The organism is Actinoplanes sp. NPDC026619 (genome assembly GCF_040638295.1).
In the GTDB taxonomy this organism is placed as follows: Bacteria; Actinomycetota; Actinomycetes; order Mycobacteriales; family Micromonosporaceae; genus Actinoplanes.
Genome location: NZ_JBEZYA010000001.1, coordinates 404487 through 420255 on the forward strand (window position 1 = coordinate 404487; position 15769 = coordinate 420255).

18 protein-coding genes and 1 pseudogene are annotated in these 15769 nt (G+C 71.2%); 11 read left to right on the plus strand and 8 right to left on the minus strand.

Annotation, left to right across the window (positions count from 1 at the left end; genetic code table 11):
* Window positions 1–33: 33 nt before the first annotated feature.
* The 5 genes from AB0E90_RS01985 to AB0E90_RS02005 all read left to right on the plus strand — a co-directional run bounded on the left by AB0E90_RS01985 (window position 34) and on the right by AB0E90_RS02005 (window position 4624).
* Window positions 34–711: an alpha/beta hydrolase gene (locus tag AB0E90_RS01985; protein ID WP_360397967.1), complete on the plus strand. Its 678-nt coding sequence runs from the start codon at window positions 34–36 to the stop codon at window positions 709–711.
* A gap of 112 nt (window positions 712–823) precedes the next feature.
* Window positions 824–2776 carry an MMPL family transporter gene (locus tag AB0E90_RS01990; protein ID WP_360397969.1) on the plus strand — a complete coding sequence of 651 codons (1953 nt, stop codon included), beginning with the start codon at window positions 824–826 and terminating at the stop codon, window positions 2774–2776.
* On the plus strand, window positions 2773–3255 hold the full coding sequence (locus tag AB0E90_RS01995) for a hypothetical protein (RefSeq protein WP_360397971.1): 483 nt from the start codon (window positions 2773–2775) through the stop codon (window positions 3253–3255). Before AB0E90_RS01990 ends, AB0E90_RS01995 begins: the two co-directional genes overlap by 4 nt.
* A gap of 48 nt (window positions 3256–3303) precedes the next feature.
* Window positions 3304–3927, plus strand: a complete 624-nt coding sequence (locus AB0E90_RS02000; RefSeq protein ID WP_360397973.1) for an ATP-dependent Clp protease proteolytic subunit — start codon at window positions 3304–3306, stop codon at window positions 3925–3927.
* Between the two features lie 76 nt (window positions 3928–4003).
* Complete coding sequence (locus tag AB0E90_RS02005; RefSeq protein WP_360397975.1) at window positions 4004–4624, plus strand: ATP-dependent Clp protease proteolytic subunit; 621 nt, start codon at window positions 4004–4006, stop codon at window positions 4622–4624.
* Between the two features lie 105 nt (window positions 4625–4729).
* Here the strand turns inward: AB0E90_RS02005 and AB0E90_RS02010 are convergent.
* The 3 genes and pseudogenes from AB0E90_RS02010 to AB0E90_RS02020 form a co-directional block, all read right to left on the minus strand.
* Window positions 4730–4987 (minus strand): annotated as a pseudogene (locus AB0E90_RS02010) (helix-turn-helix transcriptional regulator); the annotation flags it as partial.
* Between the two features lie 4 nt (window positions 4988–4991).
* Complete coding sequence (locus tag AB0E90_RS02015; RefSeq protein ID WP_360397977.1) at window positions 4992–6380, minus strand: hypothetical protein; 1389 nt, start codon at window positions 6378–6380, stop codon at window positions 4992–4994.
* Window positions 6381–6394: 14 nt separating this feature from the next.
* A complete protein-coding gene (locus AB0E90_RS02020; RefSeq protein ID WP_360397979.1) occupies window positions 6395–7240 on the minus strand; it encodes a M23 family metallopeptidase in 846 nt (281 codons plus the stop codon).
* 61 nt (window positions 7241–7301) lie between these two features.
* Between AB0E90_RS02020 and AB0E90_RS02025 the strand changes: the two genes are divergently transcribed.
* Both AB0E90_RS02025 and AB0E90_RS02030 read left to right on the plus strand, forming a co-directional pair.
* The gene (locus AB0E90_RS02025; protein WP_360397981.1) at window positions 7302–7814 is read left to right on the plus strand and encodes a winged helix-turn-helix domain-containing protein; all 513 of its coding nucleotides are present in this window, start codon (window positions 7302–7304) and stop codon (window positions 7812–7814) included.
* Between the two features lie 161 nt (window positions 7815–7975).
* A complete protein-coding gene (locus AB0E90_RS02030) occupies window positions 7976–8353 on the plus strand; it encodes a PRC-barrel domain-containing protein (protein WP_360397983.1) in 378 nt (125 codons plus the stop codon).
* Here the strand turns inward: AB0E90_RS02030 and AB0E90_RS02035 are convergent.
* The 3 genes from AB0E90_RS02035 to AB0E90_RS02045 form a co-directional block, all read right to left on the minus strand.
* The gene (locus tag AB0E90_RS02035; RefSeq protein ID WP_360397985.1) at window positions 8340–8780 is read right to left on the minus strand and encodes an aromatic ring-opening dioxygenase LigA; all 441 of its coding nucleotides are present in this window, start codon (window positions 8778–8780) and stop codon (window positions 8340–8342) included. The genes AB0E90_RS02030 and AB0E90_RS02035 overlap by 14 nt on opposite strands.
* Window positions 8781–9049: 269 nt before the next feature.
* Window positions 9050–9691, minus strand: a complete 642-nt coding sequence (locus AB0E90_RS02040; protein WP_360397987.1) for a glycerophosphodiester phosphodiesterase — start codon at window positions 9689–9691, stop codon at window positions 9050–9052.
* Window positions 9692–9975: 284 nt separating this feature from the next.
* Window positions 9976–11268: a hypothetical protein gene (locus AB0E90_RS02045; protein ID WP_360397989.1), complete on the minus strand. Its 1293-nt coding sequence runs from the start codon at window positions 11266–11268 to the stop codon at window positions 9976–9978.
* 83 nt (window positions 11269–11351) lie between these two features.
* Between AB0E90_RS02045 and AB0E90_RS02050 the strand changes: the two genes are divergently transcribed.
* Window positions 11352–11924 (plus strand): helix-turn-helix domain-containing protein, encoded by a 573-nt coding sequence (locus tag AB0E90_RS02050; RefSeq protein WP_360397991.1) that lies wholly within the window; start codon window positions 11352–11354, stop codon window positions 11922–11924.
* Between the two features lie 5 nt (window positions 11925–11929).
* On the opposite strand, the gene AB0E90_RS02055 is transcribed toward AB0E90_RS02050, so the two are convergent.
* Window positions 11930–12601, minus strand: coding sequence for a response regulator transcription factor (locus AB0E90_RS02055; RefSeq protein WP_360397993.1), 672 nt, complete (start codon window positions 12599–12601; stop codon window positions 11930–11932).
* A 259-nt stretch (window positions 12602–12860) separates the two neighbouring features.
* On the opposite strand from AB0E90_RS02055, the gene AB0E90_RS02060 reads away from it, so the two are divergent.
* The 3 genes from AB0E90_RS02060 (at window position 12861) to AB0E90_RS02070 (ending at window position 14902) form a co-directional block, all read left to right on the plus strand.
* Window positions 12861–13472 (plus strand): exonuclease, encoded by a 612-nt coding sequence (locus AB0E90_RS02060; protein ID WP_360397995.1) that lies wholly within the window; start codon window positions 12861–12863, stop codon window positions 13470–13472.
* Window positions 13441–13833 (plus strand): VOC family protein, encoded by a 393-nt coding sequence (locus AB0E90_RS02065; protein WP_360397997.1) that lies wholly within the window; start codon window positions 13441–13443, stop codon window positions 13831–13833. Before AB0E90_RS02060 ends, AB0E90_RS02065 begins: the two co-directional genes overlap by 32 nt.
* Window positions 13834–13909: 76 nt before the next feature.
* Complete coding sequence (locus tag AB0E90_RS02070; RefSeq protein ID WP_360397999.1) at window positions 13910–14902, plus strand: SEC-C domain-containing protein; 993 nt, start codon at window positions 13910–13912, stop codon at window positions 14900–14902.
* Between the two features lie 46 nt (window positions 14903–14948).
* On the opposite strand, the gene AB0E90_RS02075 is transcribed toward AB0E90_RS02070, so the two are convergent.
* Entirely contained in the window at window positions 14949–15758 is an 810-nt protein-coding gene (locus tag AB0E90_RS02075) for an SAM-dependent methyltransferase (RefSeq protein WP_360398001.1), read from the minus strand.
* Window positions 15759–15769: the final 11 nt, after the last annotated feature.

Here is a 15769-nt window from a genome sequence, read left to right on the forward strand (position 1 = left end):
CGTCTACCGTTGAGCAAAACGCGGAGGTGGCGGATGAGGGTCGTATTCGTGCACGGGGCATGCGTGCGGGACGGATCGTGGTGGTGGCACCGGATGAGCGAGCTCCTGCCGGAGAAGAGCGTGACGCCGGCGCTGCCGAGCTGCGGCGAGACCGGCGCGGTCGGCGCGGGGCTGGCCGAGGACGTTCGGGCGGTGCGCCAGGTGCTGACCGAGAGCGACGAGCCCACCATCGTGGTCGCGCACAGTTACGGCGGCATCGTGACTGCCGAGGCGGCCGCGGGCATCGCGTCGGTGCGCCATCTGCTGCTGATTTCCAGCTACCTGCCGGAGGTCGGGCAGAGCCTGTCCGACTTCGGGGACGGCGGCGGCCCCGCCCCGTTCCTCGACGTCGACCTCGACGCCGGCACCTTCAGGGTTCGGCCCGAGCTGCTGGTGGAGACGTTCCTGCAAGACTGCGACGCCGACGTCCAGGCACAGGCCGCGGACCACCTCGCCGCCCAGAACGTGCGGGTCACCGGCCAGCCGGTCGGGGCGGCGGCCTGGCACGACATCCCGTCGACCTACCTGGTGTGCGCGCGGGACGGCGGCACCCCGGCCCGGTTGCAGCGCGAGTACGCCCGCAGGGCCGGCCGGGTCGTCGAGCTCGACGCCGGCCATCACCCGTTCCTGTCCCAGCCGGCCGCGGTCCGCGATCTTCTGTCGAAAATTTAAAAGGTCCACCCGGACTCCCACCCGTGGTTGGTACTGCCTTCCGGCGGCCCGGCCGAGCATCGACGGCGACGTCGCGGAACGGCCGCGGCGACTGTCGAAAAGGGAGTTCGCCGTGGCCGCGACACTCGCTCGGATCGGAGCGTTCTGCGCTCGGCGGCGCTGGTGGGTGCTGGGCGCCTGGGTGCTGATACTGGTGCTCGCGGTGGGCCTGGCCGCCCGCTACGCCGAACCGCTGGACACCGAACTGACCGTCTCCGGGTTGCAGTCCACGCAGACCCTCGACCAGGTGAACCGCGAGTTCGGCACCGGCGGCGACGGTGGCGGTCGCGTCGTCTTCGCCGCTCCGGCCGGGCAGACTCCGGCCGCGTACCAACCGGCGCTGACCGCTCTCGGCACGGCGCTCGGCGCCGAGCCGACCCTGTCCCCGGCCGGCCGGGTCGGCTACTTCTCGGTCACCCAGGCCCCGGCCGCCGCCCTCGACCAGGCCCGCGCGGCCGGGCTCGAGGTCGAGGAGTCCTCCGAGCTGGCGCCCCCGCCGGGCGGCGGCAGCTCGCCGGGGATCGGCCTGGTCATCGCGCTGGCCGTCCTGGTGATCACGGTCGGCTCGCTCAGCGCGGCCGGCATGCCGCTGCTGACGGCGGTGCTCGGCCTGGGCGTCTCGCTCGCCGGGCTGCACGCGATCACCGCGCTGGTTCCGGTCAACTCGGTCGCGCCCACCCTGGCCATCCTGCTCGGGCTGGCGGTCGGCATCGACTACGCGCTGTTCCTGATCAACCGGCACCGGCGGCAGCTGATCGACGGCGCCGATGACGTACGGGCGTCGATCGCGCTCGCCACCGGGACGGCCGGATCCGCGGTCTTCTTCGCGGCGCTCACCGTGATCATCGCGTTGGCCGGGCTGGCCGTGGCCCGGGTCGGGTTCCTCACCCAGATGGGGCTGGCCGCGGCCGGCGCCGTGCTGGTCGCGATGCTGATGGCGCTCACCCTCACCCCGGCGCTGCTCAGTTTCGCCGGGCGGCGGGTGATCGGCCGGCGGCTGATGCCCCGGTTCACGGTCGCGCCGCGCTGGGCCGAACTGGTGGTCCGGCACCGGGTTCTCGCCGTGGTCCTCTCGGTGCTGCTGCTCGGCGCGCTCGCCGTGCCGGTGCTCGGCATGCGGCTCGGCCTGCCCGACGACGGCAACGACCCGACCGGCGCCACCGACCGGCGCGCCTACGACCTGATCGCCGAGGGCTTCGGGCCGGGCGCGAACGGACCGCTGCTGGTGCTGGCTCCCGACCGGGCCGGGGTGGGCGATCAGATCGCCGCGCTTCCCGGTGTCGCCCGGGTGCTGCCCGCCCAGATTCGTGGATCAGACGCGCTTTTCACCGTCGTACCATCAAGCGGGCCGAATGACGCAGCGACCGCGACCCTGGTCGCGAAGCTGCGTGCGCTGTCGCCTGATCTGCGGGTGACCGGGCAGACGGCCGTGGCCATCGACATCTCCGACCACCTGGCCGGCGCCCTGCCGCTCTACCTCGCGCTCGTGGCCGGGTTCGCTTTCCTGCTGCTCATGGTGGTCTTCCGGTCGGTTCTGATCGCCGCGAAGGCGGTGCTCAGCTTCCTGCTCAGCCTGGGCGCGGCGCTCGGCTGCACGGTCCTGGCGTTCCCGGGGGCGCTGCTGAGCTTCCTGCCGACGATCGTGATCGGTGTCCTGTTCGGCCTGTCGATGGACTACGAGATGTTCCTGGTCTCCGGCATGCACGAGGAGCACCGGCGCGGCGCCAGCCCGCGGGCGGCGGTCACCGGCGGGTTCGCCAGCGGGTCGAAGGTCGTGGTGGCCGCGGCGCTGATCATGATCGGGGTGTTCGGTGGCGGGGTGGCCGGTGGTGATCCGGTGACCGGGCCGATCGCGTTCGCGCTCGCGATCGGCGTGCTGGTCGACGCGTTCGTGGTGCGCCTGGTGCTGGTGCCGGCCGCGATCTCGCTGTTCGGCCGGGCCGCCTGGTGGCTGCCGAAACGGCTGGATCGGCTGGTCCCGGCGGTGGACGTCGAAGGCACCACCTTGATCGTTAACCAGGCATGATTCCCCAGCTCCTGATTGGCGTGGCTCTCGCCGCCGCGCCGGTGTCCTACAACCCGCAGGCGATGACCGGGTTCGTCGGCGAGAGCGAGGTGCGGGCCGCCTACGGGTGGTCCGCGGCGACCCTCGCGAAGCGGGCCGACGCCCTCGAGTTCAGCCACGAGTTCTGGACCGACGACACGTACTCGGTCAGTTGCGGCGGGGACGTCTTCCCCGTCGTACACCATCATGATTTTGGCCGTTTCGGTCTTGTCTTCCAGAAGGCGCATGCCGCCGGCGGTTACGGCAAGCTCACCGGCTTCCGGATCACCGGCGCGAACTGGGGGATCTCGGGCACCTCGGTGCCGCCGATGGTCGGCCAGCCGTGCCCCTCCGAAGGCCGCGGACCGACCGTCAAGAAAGCCCGGAAGGTGTCGACGACCAAGGGGTGCACGCTCACCGTCACCTCCGCGGACGTCCGCCGGGACCTGTTCGTCTGCTAACGGCAGATCCGCTTGGTACGCGGCCGGTCGGGACCCAATCGTGGAGGCATGCCAACAACGAACGGGAACCCGTGGACCATCGGGTCCATCGACGATCAGGTGGCCGCAAGGCTGCTCCACCAACGGATCATCGTGCTCGGCAGCGAGGTCGACGATCCGATCGCCAACCGGCTGTGCGGGCAGTTGCTGCTGCTGTCGGCCGAGGACCCGCGCGGCGACATCAGTCTCTACATCAACTCGCCAGGCGGGTCGGTCAGCGCCGGCCTGGCCATCTACGACACGATGCGGCTGATCCCCAACGACGTGAGCACCCTCGCTCTCGGCCTGGCCGGGAGCATGGGGCAGTTCCTGCTCACCGCGGGCACGCCGGGCAAGCGGTTCGCCCTGCCGCACGCGCAGATCCTCATGCACCAGGGGTCGGCGGGGTTCGGCGGCACCGCGGCCGACGTGGAGATCTACGCGGAGCAACTCGATCGGGTCGGCCAACTGCTCCTGCGCCTCACCGCCGAGCACACCGGCCAGCCGCTTGAGACGGTGGAGTTGGACAGCCGGCGCGACCGCTGGTTCTCGGCCGAGCACGCCCAGGCGTACGGCCTGATCGACCACGTCCTGGACAGCGTCGACGACGTACGCCCGACGATGACCCGCCAGCCGATGGGGTTGAGCGTATGAGCGAGCGCAGCGAGCGAATCGGCCAGCACAGTGCGGAATTGGCTCTTGGCAGCTCGGAGCGAAGCGAGGAGCTGGCATGAGCACTTACACGATCCCGACCGTCGTCGAGAAGACGCCCAACGGGGAACGCGCCTTCGACATCTACTCGCGCCTGCTGTCGGACCGGATCATCTTCCTCGGCACCGAGATCGACGACGGCGTGGCCAACGTGGTCATCGCCCAGCTCATCCACCTGGAATCGGCCGGCGAGCAGGAGATCGGCCTCTACATCAACTCCCCCGGCGGCTCGTTCAGCGCGCTCACCGCCATCTACGACACGATGAATTTCGTACGCTGTGACATCGCGACCATCTGCGTCGGGCAGGCATCGTCCGCGGCGGCGGCCCTGCTCGCGGCCGGCACCCCCGGGCGGCGGTCGGTGCTGCGGCACGCCAAGGTGACCCTCCACCAGCCGTCGTCGCAGGCCCGGGGCACGCTGCCGGACCTGGCGGTGGAGGCCAAGGAGGTGGCCAAGGTGCGGGCCGAGATGGACCAGATCCTCGCCGACCACACCGGCCACCCGATCGCGAAGATCCGGGCCGACACCGACCGCAGCATGACGCTGACGGCGGCGGAGGCGGTCTCGTACGGCCTGGCCGACCGGGTGATCACCCGGCGCGACCAGGTCCGTTCCTACCGCCTGGACAGCGCGGCCTGAGCTCCTTTTTCCTTATGCGGCCATCAGCATGACCTGGCCGCCTTGCATAGGAGGCTGGTGCATCTGAGTGGTGGCGAGCCGCAGAACGGGGGCCAGGGTGGCGGCGCGGTCGAGCTCGAGATCGCGTCGCACCTCGGCGAGCAGGTCGGACAGGCCGATGCGCAGCGACTCGCAGACCGACGCGAGGATCTCGGAGCTGGGCTCCTTGCGGCCGCGCTCGACCTCGGAAAGGTATTGCACCGAGACGTTGGCCGCGCGGGCCACCTCGGCGAGGGTGCGGCGCTGCTCCTGCCGGTGGCGGCGCAGCACCTCGCCGACCAGGATGCGCAGCAGTGGCCGGGTGCGCCGCTCGATGTCCGCCATGGGGTCACGGTAAATCAGTCGGCGGCGTGGCCGATACCCGGCGACCCCCGGTTCTGCCAGCAGCGTAGAGACGCCACACCGCGGCGAGGACGGCGTACACCCGGTACAGCGCGTAGACCACCCACCCCAGCAGCATCACTCCGCCGATGATGATCAGTGCGGGCCCGACGAACGGCGAGTTCTCCACCAGCGAGCCGCCGGTGAGCATGACGGAGGCCCCGACGACGAACCAGAGGACGGCGCGGCCGGCCTTGGTCACCGCGATCCACAGGCCGGCGGCTCCCGCGGCGTCCTCGGCCGGCGGGTCACCCGTCTGGGTCTGGACGACCAGTTCGTCGATCTGCCGCCCGGCGGCCCGGTCGGCGTCCTCGGGCGATTCGTGCAGCACCGCCGACAGCGCGCGCAGATCGTCGTAGCTGCGCAGCCGGCCGGTGCGCGGATCGCCGAGCAGCAGGACGACGTGCGGCGCCCCGAGCAGCCAGGCCTTGCCGTACCCCCGCTTCGACCCCGGCGGCAGCACGACCGCCGTGCCCTTCGTCAGTTGCATGCTGCTGATCGGGATGTCGGCGACGACGAGGTCCAGGCACCGGCTGAAGGTCGTCACGACCTGGTCGTAGGCCACGACGGCGGCGGTCAGGCCGGCCAGCAACGCGGCGACGCCGAGCAGTTCATGGGTCCGCGTCGCGAGGACCGTGAGCACCAGGGCGGGCAGGACGACGAGCAGGCACCAGCCGGCGAGCAGGCCGGACCGGCGCCGGTTCAGCCAGCGCTGCGCCCGCGCGTTGTCCACGCCTGACGGGAACGCGCGAAGCAGATAGTTCTCCGGGCGGCTCTCCGCGCTCACCTCGCTCAACCGGACCCGGGCGGCGTCGCTCAGCAACACCAGGCTCAGGTGGTAGATGCGGACGTCCAGGTGGTCGCCGGCCAGGTCGGAAAGCTCCCGGACCAGCGCGCCGGCCTCGTATTTCACGTCCTCCAGGTCGAACAGCAGCACGGCCGGCCGATCGTCCACGGTGGCCCGCATCTCCTCCGGCACGTCCAGGCTGACGCCCGGCACCGGCACCACGTACAGCGCCGGAAGCAGCCGTCGTCCCACCACCCGATTCTGGACCACCACCGCGGAGATCTCGGCCCACCGCAGGGTGCCGTCGAACCCGTTGGCCCGCACCGACCAGCCCGTGCGGTCGACATCGACCTCGAACCGCCCCATCACGGTCCGCGCACTGACGCCCGCCACGAACAGGGCCATCAGCGCCCAGAATCCGGAGAAGATCCGGCCCCCGATGCTGCCGGCCGTGACCGCCAAGCCCACCAGGTGGATCGCGAGTGCGAGCATCGCCGCGCCGAAGACCGCCGAGAACACACGGGAGCCGACCGGGCGGCGTAGCTTCACGAATCCATCATCATCTACTGCCGCAATCCGAGCAGCTCCCCGTTGCGCGGCAGCTTGGCCGTCGTCGCCTCGCAGTCTGCGCTCACATCCGTGGCGAAGCGGAACGGCAGTCCGGCGGCGAACGTCGGCGACGCCCGGTCCATGAGCTGGAAGTGCAGGTGCGGCTCGGTGGAGTTTCCCGAGTTGCCACAGCGCGCGATCGGCTGCCCTGCCGTTACGTGATCGCCGGCGCGCACGGTCGCGGAGTGCCGCTGCAGATGCGCATACAGCGCGTAGTGGCCCTCGCCCAGGTCGACCACGATGTGATTGCCGACCACCCGGCCCGCACCGAGCAGCTCGCGGATCATGCCCTCGAACACCAGGTAGATCAGCCCCGGCACCGACGTGCGGCTCCAGTGATCACGCTGGCCCTGCCGCACCCGGACGACCCGGCCGGCCGCCGCGGCATGAACCGGCTGCCCGAACCCGGGAAACTCACTCGCCCGACGAAGCTTCCGGCCCGGCGGGCTTGCCGGGCTTGCCGGGCTTGCCGGGCTTGCCGGGCTTGCCGGGCTTGCCGGGCTTTCCGGCGATTCAAAGACCAGATCGATGGCGTACGTCTGACCGTAGGCATGCAGGCCGTGACTGGGCACCCGGCTGGCCGGGCTGTTGACCGCGCGCCAGCTCCCGTGGACCGGCGGCTGCACCACCACCGGCTCGGCGCACACCCGGCCGACCCAGGCATAGAGCGCGAACGAGCCGGCGATCGCCGGGATGGTCACCCACCACGGCACGTCGTAACCCAGCAGCGGCTGGCCGATCAGCGTCAGCGCGACCAGCACCAGCAGCGGCACCCGGATGCGGGCGACCAGGCGAGCCATGAGCGTCCCCTTCCGCTAGAATTCCGGAATTACGTAATTCCAAAGTAGCGGAGGATCGCTCGTGTCCCCACCCGCCGAGGACGAATTGGCACAGCGGTTGGCGCGGATCGAGGGCCGCCTCGACGCGCTGGAGACAACCGGCGCGGCACCCTCCGCCCCGGCCTCCGGGGACGACCCTTACTGGGCGTTGAACCAGTTGCGCGACCTCGCCGACTCGCCCGGCGCGGTGCTCTTCACCGGCTTGGTCGACCTGCCGACCGGCGAGCACTACGAGTGGCAGCAGGGGGTGCCGGCCGAAGGCGTACTCGAATCGGATTGGTCTTTGCAGGCGCCGGCGCTGGCCGCCCTGGCCCACCCCGCGCGGGTGCGGATCCTGCAGGAGGTGTTGCGCGGCACCCGATCGGCCGCCGACCTGCAGGCGCTCGACGACATCGGCAGCACCGGCCGGCTCTATCACCACGTGCGGCAGTTGGTCGCCGCCGGCTGGCTGCGCACCGAGGGCCGAGCCCGCTATTCGGTCCCGCCCCAGCGCGTCATCCCGCTGCTCGTGATCATCGCCTGCACCGCGTCATGAGGCCGGGCCGCATCGTTTCTTGAAGCCGGGCCGCGTCGTTTCTTGAAGCCGGGCCGCGTCGTTTCTTGAAGCCGGGCCGCATCGTTTCTTGAAGCCGGGCCACTTCGTTTCACGTGGCCGAGCCATGGGTAGCTCTCGATGAGACCAACGAGGAGGATCCGATGGACAGCCCGCCCATCACGATGATCAGACTGACCGAGTCCGCTCACCGGAGCGCTCCCCCGGCCCGTCTCCTCGGCTGCCCGGTCACCGACCGCGACGGCAACGCCCTCGGCACGGTCGAAGACCTGCTGGTCGACGCCGAGGCGCGCCGCTTCCGCCTGATCAGCGTGGAACACGGCGGCGTGGCCGGCTTCGGCGCAACCCCGTCGTTCATCCCGGTCGAGGCGGTCCACGGCGTGACCGGCGGCCACATCCGGGTCGGCCGCAGCAGCGCCCAGGTGGCCGACGCGCCGCCCTACGACCCGAGCGGCATGGCCACCGGCGAGTTCTGCGAAAGCCTCTACGGCTATTACGGAGTGAGCCTTACCGCCGCCTGACCCCCTTACCCAGGGCGAGGACGGCCCGGCCGGAGATCGTGGTCAGCGCGCCCACGCCCACCGCCATCGCGGCGACGCCGAACGACAGCACCGACGTGAACAGCGACGCCCGCAGGAACGACGCGTTCATCATCGTGGCCCGGACCGGATCGTCCTGCGCCAGCTCGGCATAGGTCTTGCCGCCGCTGATGCCGCGGGCGTGGTGATCGATGATGTCGGCCTGCGAGAACGCGGTCAGCGGACCGGCCACCTTCGCACCCGCGAACCACCGCGCGTCGTCGGCCACCGTGATGCTCTCGTCCGCCAGCTTCCTGCTGATCATCGCCCAGGTCGCCGCGCCGGCCACCACCATGAACGCTCCCGCGCCGGTCAGCGCGACCCCGAACATGCGCGTCCGGGCCGGACCGACGACCGCCATCTGTGCCATGGCCTCACGCTATCCATCGTGCTGCCGGCGGGTAGGGGCTTTGTGCCCTGCCGCCCGCGGCATGCGTGCGGCAGGCTTCCCGCACGTCTGCCGCACCCAGCGGCTGCCGCGCCCCTGCCCCACCCCCGCGGCTGCCGCGCCTCTCCGCATGCCCGCGGCTGCCGCACCTCGTGCCGCACCCCCGCGGCTGCCGCACCTCTCCCTGCATGCCCGCGGCCGCCGCACCGCCGCCGCACCCCCGCGGCTGCCGCAGTCCCGTTGCGAAGCAGTCAGCTTCGCCGGCGCACGAGCGCATCCAGCAGCGGCAGGCTCTTGCTGATGGCCCCGGTCACGCCGAGGTGTTCGGCGCGGGCGAGATCGGACGCCGAGTCGACCGGCCACGCCAGGATCAGGTCGGTGGCGCGCCTGAGCTCCGCCATCACCGGTGGAGTGAGCAGCCGCAGCCGGATCGACACGCCGTCCACCCGCTGCCCGCGCATCCGGGCCAGCAGGCGCGCCACCTGCGCGGCATTCGCCGCGGAGAAAATCCGCTTCACGTTCGGGTCGGCGGCGAAGGTATCGAGCATCGCCCACTCTTTCGTGCAGACCGCGACGGGTACGCCGTGAGCCCGCACCCGCAGACTCTCGGCCACCCGCGCGGCCATCTCGAGCGAGCGGCCCTTGAGGTCAAGCATCAGGCGGGGGTCGCCGCCCGCGACAGCGAGAATCTCCTCGAGCTCCGGGAGCTCCCGCCGCCGGGTGAAGCCGTCCGCCCGATCCCACAACAGCCGAGACCCGACGGCCCGGCTGTGCCGCACCTCCAGGGCTCCGCGATAGAGCTGAACGTCCACCTCGACGAGGTCGACCCCAGCCGCCAGCGCAGCCGAAAGCCCAGCAACCGAGTTGCCGCCCCGATGAGCCACAGCGAGCATGCCCGAACTCTGACACACCCCACCACCCACCCACCGCCACCCGAGCGCCAACCGCCGACGCCTGAGCCGACCGAGACGCCATTTTCAAGAAAAACAGGCCCTGCCCGACTCATCCAGACCCCAACTTTCAAGGAAAACGGGCGCGCGGACCACCCACCGCCCGAGCCAACCACTGCCGGGCGTAGGTGGGCGGGCTGCCCGGGGGTGGGTGGAACACGATGCGGCGCGGATCTGGCGGGAAACCCAGAAGCTGATCAAGCTGGCGGGGTCTGGGCTTCGCCTCCTTACGCGTGGGCCTCGATCAGGTAGGCGCCGCCGCAGGACTCGGCCAGGGACGGGCCGAAGAGTGCCGCCGGGAAGTGGGCGCCCGGGCGGCCCTCGCCGGCCAGCAGGCGGCGGGCCACCTCGGCCGGGACCGCGCCGGTGAATGCCTGGGCGTCGCCGACCCGGAGCCAGCCCTCCCGGATGGTGCCGTCCGCCCACCGGATGCGCGCGTGACCCCACGAGTGTTCCCGGGGACGCTCGCGCGCCTTGAACTCGACCGCCGCCAGCCGCCGCCGGGCGAAAGCGCGCACCGCCGGGATCTGCAACAGGGCGGTGGCCAGGGGCAGCACGGCTCGGATGACCGGTGACGAGGGCGCCTCGGCCGAGGCGGAGATCACCGACGGGGCGCCGCTCGCGCGTTGGGCGGCCATCAGCTCACCGAGCGGCATGACCGCGGTCGTGACCTTGGCGCCGTCCGGCAGGGTGATCTCGAGCGGATCGCCGCCGAGCGGTGCGGGCGCGAGCCGTCCGTTGCGGTAGCGGCGGCCCTGGTAACGCCCGCCGCCCTCGACGCCCGGAAGACCCTCGACGAGGGTGCCGGCCAGGGCGTCGCCCAACGCGCCTGCCTCGATCGCCAGCGAGGGCACCATGTCGACGCGGACGTCCACCGGCGCGGGACGGTTCTCACACAGCTTGACGACGACGCTCTCGGTGGCGGTCGCGCCGAATCCCGAGCCGGTCACGAGCGTCCGCCCCGCGGCCGCGGCCGCGTCGTTCCAGCCGAGCACGGCAGCCACCGCGGCGACATCGTTGGCCAGGTCGAGGTAGTGACTCCCGGCCAGGCAGGCCTCGATGATCGGCGCAGCCGTGGTCAGGAACGGCCCGACGGTGTTGATCACGACAGCCGGCCGCTGCCGCCCAATCTCCGCAGCGATCTCCGACACCGACCCGGCCACCACTGTCCGACCAACACCGAAGCGACCGCCACCGCCGCCAACACGGTCACTGGCCAAGCCGCCGCCACCCAGGCGGTCGCCGCCCAAGCTGCCGCCGCCCAAGCGGTCGCCGCCCAAGCTGCCGCCGCCCAAGCGGTCGCCGCCCAAGCTGCCGCCGCCCAAGCTGCCGCCGCCCAAGCTGCCGCCACCCAAGCTGCCGTCGCTCAGGCCGCCGCCGCCCAAGCGGGTGGCGGCCTCGGCCAGGCGGGTGGCGTCTCGGCCGACCAGGACCGGGGCGATGCCTCGGCTGATCAGTTCGGCCGCTATCGCGCGGGCGCTGCGGCCGGTGCCGCCCAGAATCCAGACTTCAGCATCCACGGCCTGCTCCGCTCCTGTTATGACATGCCATGTCATCACCCTACGCCCCGATGACATGCCATGTCATCACGTAGGATGGAAGGGTGAGCAGATGGCCGGTGGACGCGCGGGAGCGCCTCGAGCGGGCCGCCATCGAGCTGTTCGTGGAGAAGGGCTTTGCGGCGACGACCGTTCCGGAGATCACCGCGCGGGCCGGCCTCACCACCCGCACGTTTCACCGGCACTTCGCCGACAAGCGGGAGGTGCTCTACGCCGGCAACGAGATCCCCGAGTTCACCACCCGCCTGATCGCCGAGGCGCCGGCGTCGTGGACGCCGATGCGGGTGGTCGTCGACGGCCTGCTCGCGGTCGCCGCGGCGCGGTTCGAGGGGCGCCGCGAAGACCTTCGGGTGCGGCGCGAGATCGTCCGCTCGGATCCCGGGCTGGGCGAGCGTGACCTGCGCAAATGGGCCGACGTCGGCTCGGCGGGCACGGCCGCCTTCATCGCCCGCGGCGTCGAGCCGATGCGGGCAGCGCTGCTGGCCGAGACGGCCGTGACCCTGCTGCGCGTCTCGGTCGGCGAATGGCTCGACTCCGACGACGACCGCGGGCTCGGCGAGATCCTCCGGGGCGCGTGGGAGGCCCTGCGGGACGCCACCTCACTCGACGGCCCGTAACGCCGTCATTTCTGGTCGCCCGGCCGCACCAGGCCGCTCTGGTAACCGATGACGACCAACTGCGCCCGATCACGCACGCCGAGCTTGGTCATCGCCCGGTGCACGTGTGTCTTGGCGGTGAGCGGCGACAGCACGAGCCGGCCGGCGATCTCGTCGTTCGAGCAGCCGAGCGCGACCAGCCGCAGCACCTCGCGCTCCCGGTCGGTGAGATGCTCGAGCTGCGGCGGAACCGGCGTGGAGCCCTTGTCCGGTTCGAGGAAGCGGTCGATGAGACCGCGGGTGGCCCGCGGCGTGAGCAGGGCATCCCCGGCGGCGACGACCCGGATTGCGCGCAGCAGCTCCTCGGGATCGACGTCCTTGCTGAGGAAGCCGCTCGCGCCCGCCCGCAGCGCGGCGAGCACGTTGTCGTCGGCCTCGAACGTGGTCAGCACGACGACGCGCACGCCGGTCAGCTCCGGGTCGGCGGCGAGGCGACGGGTCGCCTCGATCCCGTCGGCGCCCGGCATGCGGATGTCCATGAGCACCACGTCGGCGCGCTCCGACCGGGCCATCGCGACGGCCTCGGCCCCGTCGGACGCCTCGCCGACCACCTCCATGCCGTCGGCGAGGTCGATGATCAGCCGGAAGCCGGCCCGGATCAGCTTCTGGTCGTCGGCGAGCAGGACCCGGATGCTCATCCCGCCTCCTTCGTCACCGGCAGCGTCGCCCGCACGGTGAACTGGTCATCGGCAACCGTCTGCACCGTGCCACCGGCCGCGGCGGCTCGCTCCCGCATGCCGAGCACGTCCTCCTGCTGTGGTAATCCCGCTGGGGTAGACGAGACCCGCCCACGGGCGGATCCGCCCGGCTCCGGCGATCGGCACGATCAGCGGGTGGACATTCAACGGATCGCAAAACAGCTTTCCCGGGCTCGGCCGACTGCTCTACGGTGCGGGCGTGGCACGACCGGAGATCTACGTCAGCACCGATGTCGAGACCGATGGGCCGATTCCCGGCCCGCACTCGATGCTGAGCTTCGCCTCGGCGGCGTTCACCGCGGAGAAGGAGCTGTTGGGCACGTTCAGCGCGAATCTGGTCACGCTGCCCGGCGCGGAAGGCGCTCCGGAGACCATGGCGTGGTGGGCGACGCAGCCGCAGGCGTGGGCGGCGTGCCGGGCCGACCAGCAGGAGCCGGCCACCGCGATGGTCGCCTACCGGGAGTGGGTCACGAGCCTGCCCGGGAAGCCGGTGTTCGTCGGCTACCCGGTCGCGTTCGACTTCATGTTCGTGTACTGGTATTTGATCCGCTTCGCCGGTTCGAGCCCGTTCTCGCATTCGGCGCTGGACATGAAGACGTATGCGATGGCGCTGCTCGGCACCGACTACCGCTCGACGGTCAAGCGCACCATGCCACCGGAGTGGTTCGACGAGTCCCCGCACAGTCATGTCGCGCTGGACGACGCGCTCGAACAGGGCGCCCTGTTCGTTGCCATGCTCGCCGCCAACCCGAAGACCCGCAAAGCCGAGGGAGGCCCGCATGCCGATCGAGCTGGTGGCCCTGCTCGTTGACGAATACGACCCGGCCATCGCGTTCTTCACCGGAGTCCTCGGGTTTGATCTGGTGGAGGACTCGCCGTCGCTCACCAACGACGGGCGGGCCAAGCGATGGGTGGTCGTCCGGCCGCCCGGGGCGCAGACCGGCATCCTGCTTGCTCGCGCCGACGGGGATCGTCAAGCCGCCACCGTCGGGGACCAGGCGGCGGGGCGGGTCGGCTTCTTTTTTCGGGTCGACGATTTCGACGCCGCATACCGGCGGCTGGCCGAAGGCGGCGTGACTTTCGTGCGGGAGCCACGCGTCGAGCCGTACGGCCGGGTTGCGGTCTTTCTCGACATCGCCGGCAACCGATGGGACCTCCTGGGCGACACGTAAATCAACGCATAAATCAAAAAGGAGATGAGACCCAGATCAACGGTCTTCGGTGCCCGAGTCGCAGTAGCGTGGCGGCGTGTCGTTGAAAACCGAATTGACCAGCGCAGACCTCAGTGAGATCCGGCAGTCCGCGCTCGGCGCGGCCGACCCGCTCGGCATCGCGGCCGAGTTGGCCGACGCCGCGGACGATGGGTACCTCGCCGACCCGGAAGACGCCGGCTACGCGCTCGCGCTCGCGGCCGAGATCGCGGAGAGCCGGAGCAAGCTCGACGCCGCTTTGAAGTATGTGGACCGGGCCGTGGAGGCGTACGGGAAGCGGGACGACAGCCAGGCGGCCGCGGCCCACGCGCTGCGGGCGCGGATCCTGTTCCGGGCCGGCCGCGCGGACGAGGCGATGGCCGAGCTCGAGCCGTTGCGCTCGTTGCTCACCCAGCACACGGATGCGGCGGCGTATCTCAGTGCGGCTCTGGCCGTGGGCGGCCGCACCCGGGTCGCCGAGGAGTGGCTGACCGAAGCCGTGCAGACCACGCTGGCCGACCGTGAGAAGGGCCAGACCGCCGAGCCGGCCAGCGCCGACGACGCGGGGCTGCTGTTCTTCCTGTTGCAGCAGCGGCACCGGGTGCGCCACGCGCTCGGCCTGCAGCACGACGCGCACGACAACCTGGCCGAGCGGCTCGAGACCAAGCTCGCCAACACCACCGCCGCGGCGGCCGAGCCGGGCGACGACCTGCTGTTCTGGCCGCAGGCCGAGTTCGACAAGCTGCTCGCGCAGTGGCCGGACCTGGCCGAGGCGTACGGCAAGTCCTGGGACGAGCATCGCGCCCACCTGGAGCGGGAGCTGGTCCGGCTGGCCGGCGCCGGCCGGGTCGGGCTGACCGTGCTGCCGGGCTCGGTCGCGGGTCTGGACAAGTTCGCCGGCGACCCGGCCGAAACGAAGACCCGGGCCGGCTACGCCCGTCAACTGGCCACCGGGCCGGGGCAGATCAGCTGGCCGCCGGAGCGGAACGCGGCGTGCTGGTGCGGCTCCGGCAACAAGTACAAGAAGTGCTGCCTGCCGCGCTCACGCTGACGATCTCCACCAGGCCGGCGGCTACGCCGCCGGCCAAAGCGGCAGATTACGGCTTGCGGGCGACCGCACCGAACTCGTCGACCTCACGAAGCTCGGCAGCAGTGGCGTCCGGCGACGGGCGCCACTGCGAGCACGGCACCAGGCCCGGCTCGGCGATCTCGAGGCCTTCGAGGAAGCGGGCCAGCTCCTCGGGGCGGCGCAGGTGGTAGGAGAGCGGCGCGTTCGCGTTCCAGACGCCGATCGCCTCCTCGAACGCGGGGCCGTCGATCACGTTGGTGCCGTCGGCGGTGGCGAGGTAGCTGCCTGACGGCAGGGCGCCCATCAGGCGGCGGACGATCGAGACGGCCTCGTCGAGGTCGGGCACGTGGCCGAGGATGTTCATCAGGATCAGGCCGGTCGGCTTCGACAGGTCGAGTGTGGTGCGCGAGGCCGCCTCCAGGATCGCGGCCGGGTCTTTCAGGTCGGCGTCGATGTACTCGGTGACGCCCTCGGCCGTGCCGGTCAGCAGCGCCCGGGCGTGCACCAGCACGAGCGGGTCGTTGTCGACGTAGACGATGCGGGCGTCGGGCGCGGCGGCCTGGGCGACCTGGTGGGTGTTCTCCGCGGTGGGCATGCCGGTGCCCACGTCGAGGAACTGCCGGATGCCGGCTTCCTTCGCCAGGAACGTGATCGACCGTTTCAGGAAGGCGCGGGAGGACTGCGCCACCACGGTGATGTCCGGGTAGAAATCAGAGAACTGATCGCCGACCTGACGGTCGATCTCGAAGTTGTCCTTGCCGCCGAGCCAGTAGTTCCAGACCCGTGCGGAGTGCGGAATGCTGGTGTCTAGCTTTTCGGCGGACTCACTGTCACCCATGAGACCGTATG